This window comes from Streptomyces sp. NPDC004435 (genome assembly GCF_042873895.1).
GTDB lineage: Bacteria > Actinomycetota > Actinomycetes > Streptomycetales > Streptomycetaceae > Streptomyces.
The window spans coordinates 74,011-82,217 of sequence record NZ_JBIAMB010000028.1 but is presented as its reverse complement, the minus strand read 5'-3'; the positions used below and the strand labels follow the sequence as shown (position 1 = coordinate 82,217).

Here is an 8,207-nt window from a genome sequence, read left to right as displayed (position 1 = left end):
GCCGTGGGGGGTGTCGTTTACTGCTGGTGCCGTTTCTCCGACAAACACCGCCTCTCCCGGCGGCCCCCCCCCCCCCCCCCCCCTCGCGGCCGCCGACGCCTGAACGCCCCGCGATCCTCGGCCTCAGCCCGGCTTCCGACCTCTTGACTCCCGCATTGGTCTAGTCCAAGTTGTGGATACGCAGGCCCTGATCCGCTCTCCCCCGCATCGGAGCGCCCTCTCATGACACACCACGGACGCCGCCTCCCCCGCGTTCTCGGCGCCGCCGGAGCCCTCTGCCTCGGCTCCGCCCTGCTCACCCTGCTCCCCGCCCAGGCGAGCGCGGCCGGCGAACTGCTGGGCAATCCGGGGTTCGAGGCCGCCGGCCTCGCCCCCTGGACCTGTACCGGCACTGCCGCCCCCACGGCCACCGCCCCCCGCTCCGGCGGCTCCGCGCTGAGTGCCACCCCTGGTGCGGGCGACCTCGGGGCCTGCACGCAGACCGTGGCCGTGCAGCCGAACACCGCCTACACCCTGACCGCCTGGGTCAAGGGCTCGTACGTGACCCTCGGCGCCTCCGGCACCGGCGTCGCCACCTCCACCTGGGCCAACGCCCCAGACTGGACCCAGCTCACCCGCACCTTCACCACCGCCCCGGGCACCACCCAGGTCACCGTCACACTCAGCGGCTGGTACGGCAGCCCCTATCAGGCCGACGACGTCTCCCTGAGCTCAGGGGGCACCACCCCGTCTCCGTCCCAGCCGACTTCGCACTCGCCGTCCCCGACACCGACGCCGACTCCGACACCTACGGCCAGCGCCACTCCGACGCCGACGCCGACCGCCACGCCCGGCGACACGGTCACGGTCACCAACGCCAAGGAGCTGCAGAGCGCGCTGACCGCCGCCGTCCCGGGCCGGACCATCCAGCTGGCCGACGGCACGTACAAGGGCAACTTCAAGATCACCACGGGTGGCAGTGCCACGGCCCGGATCACCCTCATCGGCACGTCCCGCGCCGTCCTCACCACCACGACCGGCGGCGGCTACGGCCTGTCCCTGGCCAACGCCCCCTACTGGACCGTGCAGGGCATCACGGTGACCGGGGCACAGAAGGGCATCATGGTCGACGCCTCCGACCATGTCGTGCTCGACTCGGTGACGGTGAACCACATGAAGATGGAGGGGGTCCACTTCCGCCAGTCCTCCAGTTACGGGGTGCTGCGCAACTCCACCGTGCACGACACCGGTACCGCGCGGGACGGCAAGGGCGAAGGCGTCTACGTCGGCACCGCCAACACGCTCTCCGACAAGAGCGACCACATACAGATCCTGAACAACGTGATCGGCCCGAACATCGGCGGCGAGAACATCGACCTGAAGGAAGGCACCACCGGAGGTCTGGTCTCCGGAAACCGCTTCGACGGCAACGGTCTGACGAACGTCAACTACGACGACTCCTGGATCGACGTGAAGGGCAACAACTACGTCATCGAGAACAACATCGGCGTGCGCACGATGAACCACGGGTTCGAGACCCACACACAGGACCCGGGCTGGGGCTGCGGCACCGTCTTCCGCAACAACCGCTCCGACCTCACGGGCGCGAGCGGCAGCGCCGCCGCGAAGTACGCCATCAACGTCACCAACCGGACGGGCTCCTGCCCGGTCACCATCACCTCCGACAACACCGTCATCGGAGGCACCGCGCTCACCAACCCCGGCATCCCCGTCGGCTGACGACCGAACGCCGGCCCGCGTCTCGCCGAAGGCGAGCCGGCCCGCGGCCGGCGCGGGCGTCGGTGTCTCCTGAGCCTCACGTCCTAGGTCCGCCCAGCCCGGGCCCTCGGGCCCGTCCCGGGGGCCACGTGGAAACGGGAGGCGTCCGGGAGGGGGCGGCGGTCGTGGGGTTGCAGCATGTCTCTGCGCTCGAACCATTCGGTCAGGCGGGTGCGGGCCTGTTCGTCACGCTTGCGGAAGCGGTCGTCCATCGGGTCGGTCTCCGCGGGGGAGATCTCGCGGAGCAGGACGCGGATCGGCGCCGTGTCGTCCTCCGGCAGGTGAAGGGCCAGGACGGAGAAGGCCGTGCCCGGGGGGAACACGACCTCCGCCTCGTCGTCCGTGCCGAGGAAGACGGACGTGCGCCGGCCGGTGGTGGACCAGATCCCGAACTCCACCGCGCCCTCCAGTTCCGCGTCGCACGCCGGGACGGCCGCCACCGCCGCGGGCTCGACGAGGACCGAGCCCCGCGCGTACCGGTCCAACGGCACCTCCTCCACCGGAGCCGCGAGCATGACGGCCCCGTAGTGCCCCGGCAGGCGGCGCAGACCCGAGTCCAGGCAGCGCAGCAGCGGAGTGAAGGGGCCGGGCCCGGCCGCCCTCGCCGCCTCGGCCAGTCCCGCTCGGGACACCAGGTCGGGGACATCAGCCTGATGCAGGGCGATAGCCACCAGATCCGCTTTGAGGCCGTCCTGCGCGAGGGAGCGCAGTGACGGCAGCCGGGAGGCCAGGAGCTCCGCCTTGCTGGCGAGAATGTGGTACTTCTCGCCCAGAAGGTCCCGGAGGGCCGCCCGGTCGCCCGGGCCGCTGCGACCGCCCGGTGCGGCCGGGACGGTGGAGGGCTCCGGAGCCGGGACGGTGGAGGGTCGCAGTGGCGGGGTGACCGCTGCCGACTGTGCCTCCTGCGACTGCGCCTGTGCCTCCTGCGCCTGTGCTGGTGCTTGCGCTGGTACTTGCTCCGGCGCTGGTGCCTGCTCCTGCTCCTGCTCCTGCCGAGGTGCGCTCACGGCGGTCGATCCCAGCCAGTGCAGGTGCAGTTCCTCCGCCCATGAGCGTGCGGGGGCCTCGTCCGACGCGGTGCCGTGGAACAGCAGGCCGTACGGTTCCGTGCCCCCCAGGTCGGGAAGCGTGGCCAGGACGGCGGGCAGGGCACGCAGGAGTTCGGGCGGCAACGGGTGTGCGCCGTCGCCCACGATCAGGGCCGGACGGGCCGGGTCGGGGCGTCTCGTGCGTGGCGCCGGGTCGGGCCGCCGGTCGGCCGGGCGCAGCCAGAGGCCCGCCGGGACGAGTTCGAGGAGCCAGCCTTCAGGTTCCGCGCAGGGGTACAGGGCCGGTGCCTTCGCCTCCGGTCCTGACGGCCGCAGCCATGCGGACGGCACCACGCGGTGGTGCTCGGGGGAAGCGGCGAGTTCGAGCAGGAGGGGCTGCCAGGTGGGTGCGCCCCGTTCGTCGAGGAAGGTGGTGGCGTGGTCGTCGGCCGTCCGTACGGGAAGGCCGATCGCGGCCCGTACCGTACGGTCGAGGCCGTCCGCGAGAGCCGCCGCCATTGCGACGAGGTCGGACGGCTCGGCCCACGGCGCGGACAGCAGGAGGTGCCGTGCGTCCGCCGTCGCCGCCGGCGCCCGGGCGAGGAGTTCGGCGGAGGGCAGGGCGGGGCGGGCGGGTGAGCCGACGCCCAGGAGGTAGGTGTCCGGGGGGACGCCGATCAGTGGCGCGGCCGCCTCGGGCAGTGCTCCGAGCCAGGTTCCGCCCGGGACCGTGCGGACGTCCTCCGCCGGTTTCTCCGGTGCCGTGTGGCGGAGTCCGTGCGTGCCACCCTGAGACTCCGCCACCACGGGGACGGGAGGGGCAGGGGGCGGCAGCTGCTCGGCCCCGTCGTGTGCGGTCTCCGGTTCCGGGGTCTCCGACGCCTCCGGGGGCCAGCCCGGGCCCAGTTCGCGGGGCTCCTTCCCCGGTTCGGCCAGCCACCAGGTGCCCGGTTCCGCGAGGCGCAGCGAGCCGTCCGGTTCGACGCTGGCCACACCGTCCGGGGCGATCACGGTGAAGTCCGCCGTCGTGGCGACGGCGCGTACGGGGCGGGCGCCGTCGGGGCCGGGGGCCGCGAGGCCCGAGGCGGCGAGGAGGAGACGGGTCGCACGGCGCTCTCGGGCGAGCAATACCAGATCGGGCAGGGTGCGGCGGAGGTACGGGGCCGCGTCCGGGGCGGCGGCCAGCACCAGGAGCGTGCCGGGCAGCGGGGGCAGGCCGTCCAGGACGGGGGCCAGGGCGGCGGCGGTCTCCGTGGAGGAGATCACCAGGTGCGGGCCGACGGGGTGGGTGCCCGTCCCGGACACGGGGGCGGGGGCGGGGCCGGGGCCGGTCATCCGGGGTGTCCGTTCTGCGGGGTCCGGGCGTCGGGGTCGAGCAGCGGAGTCTGCAGCTGCACCGTGCGGCGGCGGGTGATGTGCTGCGCGCGTCCGGCGGGCAGCACCTTCGGCTTCGTGCCGCCGAAGAGGTGGCCCTCGGTGGTCGGGCAGGAGAGCAGGACGGCCGGGGTGTTGACGTCCTGGAGCCTGCGCAGGAGGGGGTCGGACAGGCCGCGGCCGGCGCCGTTGGCGGAGCGGGCGACGATGATGTGGAGGCCGATCTCCGCCCCCTGGGCGAGGTTGTCGAGGACGGCGGCGAAGGGGTGGGAGGTCATCGAGCCGTTGACGAGGTCGTAGTCGTCGACCAGGACGAAGAGCTCGGGCCCGCTCCACCAGTCGCGCCGCCGCAGCCGGTCCGGGGTGATGTCGGCGGCCGGGATCCGGTTGGCGATGGCCTTGCCCGCGCCGGTGATCATCTGGCGGAGCGGGTCGACGGAGACGGCGTAGCCGAGGCGGTACTCCTCGGGCACGGTCTCGTACATCTCGCGGCGGAAGTCGACCAGCATCAGGCGGCCCTGGTCGGGGGTGTAGGCGCGCATGATCTGGGTGGCGACGTGCTTGAGCAGGTTGGTCTTGCCGGTCTCGCTGTCGCCGACGACGATCAGGTGCGGGTCGCGGGAGAAGTCGTGCCACAAGGGCTGGACCTCGGTGTCCTCCAGGCCCAGCGGAATCCGCAGGGAGCCGTGGGGCGCGGGAAGGTCGGCGGGGTCGAGGACGAGGGGGAGCATCCGGACCTCGGGGGCGCGAGGTCCGGTCCAGTGGTCGGCGACGACGTCGATCAGGTCGGCGACGCCCTCGCCGAGGTCGTGGGCGGTGCCGATGCCGTCCATGCGGGGCAGCGCGCACAGGAAGTGCATCTGGTCGGCGGTGAGGCCGCGGCCGGGGATCTTGGGGACCTTGCCCGCCGCCCGCATGTTGACGACGGAGTCGACGGGGTCGCCCAGGCGCAGTTCGAAGCGGGTCTGGAGCTGGTCGCGGAGGGCGCCGGTGACCTCGCCCCAGCGGGTGGTGCCGACGAGGAGGTGGACACCGTAGTTGAGGCCCCGCTGGGAGATGAGGGTGAGGGGCTGGACCAGATCCATGAACTCCTGGCGCAGGGTGTTCCAGCCGTCGATGACCAGGAACACGTCGCCGTGCGGGTCGTCGGGCAGTTCACCGGCGGCCTTCTTGCGGCGGAAGGCGGCGACGGAGTCGATGCCCTGCTCGGCGAAGTACTTCTCGCGGCGGGTGACGACGGCGTTGACCTCGGCGATGGTGCGCAGGACCCGGTCGGGGTCGTGCCGGCCGGTGACGCCGCCGACGTGCGGCAGACCGCGCAGGCTCGACAGGGCGCCGCCGCCGAAGTCCAGGCAGTAGAACTGCACTTCGGCGGGAGTGTGGGTGAGGGCGAGCGAGGTCATCAGGGTGCGGATGAGGGTGGACTTGCCGGACTGGGGAGCGCCGGCGATGCCGATGTGGCCGTCGGCGCCGCCCAGGTCGGCCACGAGCAGGTCGCGGACCTGCTGGAAGGGCTTGTCGACGACGCCGACGGGCACCTTGAGGCTGCCGCGGACCTCGCCCTCGGCGGTGAAGCCGTGTTCGGGGTCGGGACCGATCGGGGGCAGGAGTTCGTCCAGGGTGGGCGGCACGTCGAGCGGTGGCAGCCACACCTGGTAGGCGGGGGGACCGGCGTCGACCAGGCGTTCGGCGGCGATGTCGAGGAGGGTGCCGGTCTCCTCGGCGGGCGTCTCCTCCTGAGGGTCGGGGGTGGCGGGCAGCACGTGCGGGGCCACGTACTCGGTGCCGAGGGCGACGACCTGGCTCTCGATGACCGAGCGGCGGGCGGCCGGGCGCCGCTTGGGCCGGTAGGTGCCGGACACGTAGGCGGCCTTGAAGCGGCTGAGGGTGGAGATGTCGCTGCGCAGGTAGCCGTTTCCGGGCTGGGAGGGCAGCTGGTAGGCGTCGGGGACGCCCAGGACGCCCCGGGACTCCATGGCGGAGAAGGTGCGCAGGCCGATCCGGTACGACAGGTGGGACTCCAGCTGGTGCACGCGGCCCTCGTCGAGGCGCTGGGAGGCGAGCAGCAGGTGGACGCCGAGGGAGCGCCCGAGGCGGCCGATCATGACGAAGAGGTCCATGAAGTCGCGGTGGGCGGCGAGCAGCTCGGAGAACTCGTCGACGACGACGAAGAGGGTGGGCAGCGGGTCGAGCGGGGTGCCGGCGGCGCGGGCGGTCTCGTACTCCAGGAGGGAGGCGTAGTTCCCGGCGGCGCGCAGGAGCTCCTGGCGGCGGATCATCTCGCCGTGCAGGGCGTCGCGCATGCGGTCGACGAGGTCGGCCTCGTCGGCGAGGTTGGTGATGACGGCCGAGGTGTGGGGCAGGCCGTCCAGGCCGAGGAAGGTGGCGCCGCCCTTGAAGTCGACGAGGACGAAGTTGAGGATCTCCGAGGAGTGGGTGAGGGCCAGGGCGAGGACCAGGGTGCGGAGCAGTTCGGACTTGCCCGAGCCGGTGGCGCCGATGAGCATGCCGTGCGGGCCCATCCCGCCCTGGGCGGACTCCTTGATGTCGAGGTCGATGGGGGTGCCGTCGGGGCCGAGGCCGAGCGGGACGCGGAGCTTGTTGGACTGGTTGCGCCGCGCCCACTGTTCCTTGACGTCGAAGCGGTGCAGGTCGGGGATGCCGAGCAGGCCCGCGAGGTCGAAGTCGGTCTCCAGGGGTTCGCCCGCGTCGAAGCTGTCGCCGAGGCGGTACGGGGCCATGGCGGTGGCCAGCCGCACGGCGGCGGCGAGGGGCAGGGCGTCGGGGACGCCGAGGGGGGTGGTCTGGTCCTTTCGGTTGCGGTCCGCGCCGATCATCTCCAGGGTTCCGGGGGTGTCGGGGGCTCCGGTGATCCGCAGCCGGAGGGTGAGGCGGCCGTGGTTCCAGTCCAGGGTGGAGCCGATGTCGACGACGGTGGCGTTGCGGTAGCCGCCGAGCGCGGCCCGGTGGGGGCCTGCGAGGACGGCACCGTCGAGGACGACGACGGTGTAGGGCTCGTCGCGGCTGGGGGTGGCGTCGGGCTCGTACGGGGGCCGGGCGCCGAACTCCTCGCCGAGCAGCTGCTCCAGTTCGCCGATGCTGCCGGCGACGAGCCGCAGCGGTCCGGCGCCGTCCGTCTCGTGGGGGTGCAGAGCGTGCGGGAGCCACTTGGTCCACTCCCAGTGGCTGCGCCGGTCCGGGGCGGTGACGACGGCGACGCGCAGCTCGTCGGGGGCGTGGAAGGTGGCCAGCTGGGTGAGGACGGCGCGGACCAGGGAGCGGGCCCGGTCGTCCTCCGGCGGGGCGTCCGTCCCGGGCTCGGTCCCGGGGTCGGTGCCGGGGTCGGCGGTGCGGATCAGGACGTGGGCGAAGCCGCGCAGGTGGATGGCGACGGGCTGGTCGGCGATGGAGCCGTACGCGTGGATGAAGCGGCGCAGCGCGTGGGCGCTGAGCGGTTCGAGGTCCTCGACCGGCTTGGTGGCGAGGGGGGCGAGACGGACGGCGAGCCGCTGGGAGCCCAGCGCGATCCGCACGTCGCTGAAGTCGGGGTGGGAGGAGCGGCGTTCCCACAGGCGTGAGGTCCGCACCAGGAAGGGCAGTTCGGCCGGGTCGGGGTGGCGCCAGGCGAGGGCCTCCTGCTGGCGGTGGATCTCCTTGCGGACCTGCCGCCGCATCTGTGCGAGATAGCGCAGGTAGTCGCGGCGTTCGCCGGTGAGTTCCTGTTTGCGGTCGGCGTTGCCGCGCATGATCTGGGTGACGACCATGCCGATGGCGGACACGGCCATGGTGCCCATGGCGATGTACGTCATGATGCCGCCGTTGGGGCGCAGGAAGATGAAGACCATGGAGAGCGAGGACAGCGCCATCGGCACCATCGTGATGATGGTGCCCACGCCGCTCTGCTTCTCGGGCAGACCGGGCGGCTCCTGGAGCTGGATCTCGCCGTCGGGCATCTCGGGACCCGGCCGCCGCGGCGGGCGGTTGACTTGCACCACGCTCAACGAACAACGCTCCTCACGCCTGGCGCAACGCCGGGCGGCCGACTTC

At 72.8% G+C, this 8,207-nt stretch carries 3 protein-coding genes and 1 pseudogene; 2 read left to right on the top strand and 2 right to left on the bottom strand.

Annotation, left to right across the window (positions count from 1 at the left end; genetic code table 11):
* Positions 1 to 222: 222 nt before the first annotated feature.
* Both ACFYT9_RS35645 and ACFYT9_RS35640 read left to right on the top strand, forming a co-directional pair.
* Positions 223 to 657 (top strand): annotated as a pseudogene (locus ACFYT9_RS35645) (carbohydrate binding domain-containing protein); the annotation flags it as partial.
* Between the two features lie 48 nt (positions 658 to 705).
* Positions 706 to 1,719, top strand: a complete 1,014-nt coding sequence (locus ACFYT9_RS35640) for a sheath polysaccharide-degrading enzyme (protein ID WP_389170506.1) — start codon at positions 706 to 708, stop codon at positions 1,717 to 1,719.
* An 83-nt stretch (positions 1,720 to 1,802) separates the two neighbouring features.
* Here ACFYT9_RS35640 and ACFYT9_RS35635 read toward each other — a convergent pair whose 3' ends face one another.
* Together ACFYT9_RS35635 and eccCa are read right to left on the bottom strand one after the other, a co-directional pair.
* Positions 1,803 to 4,121 (bottom strand): hypothetical protein, encoded by a 2,319-nt coding sequence (locus ACFYT9_RS35635; protein WP_389170438.1) that lies wholly within the window; start codon positions 4,119 to 4,121, stop codon positions 1,803 to 1,805.
* Positions 4,118 to 8,161 carry a type VII secretion protein EccCa gene (gene eccCa, locus ACFYT9_RS35630; RefSeq protein WP_389170435.1) on the bottom strand — a complete coding sequence of 1,348 codons (4,044 nt, stop codon included), beginning with the start codon at positions 8,159 to 8,161 and terminating at the stop codon, positions 4,118 to 4,120. The genes ACFYT9_RS35635 and eccCa overlap by 4 nt, the downstream gene beginning before the upstream one ends.
* Between the last annotated feature and the right edge of the window lie 46 nt (positions 8,162 to 8,207).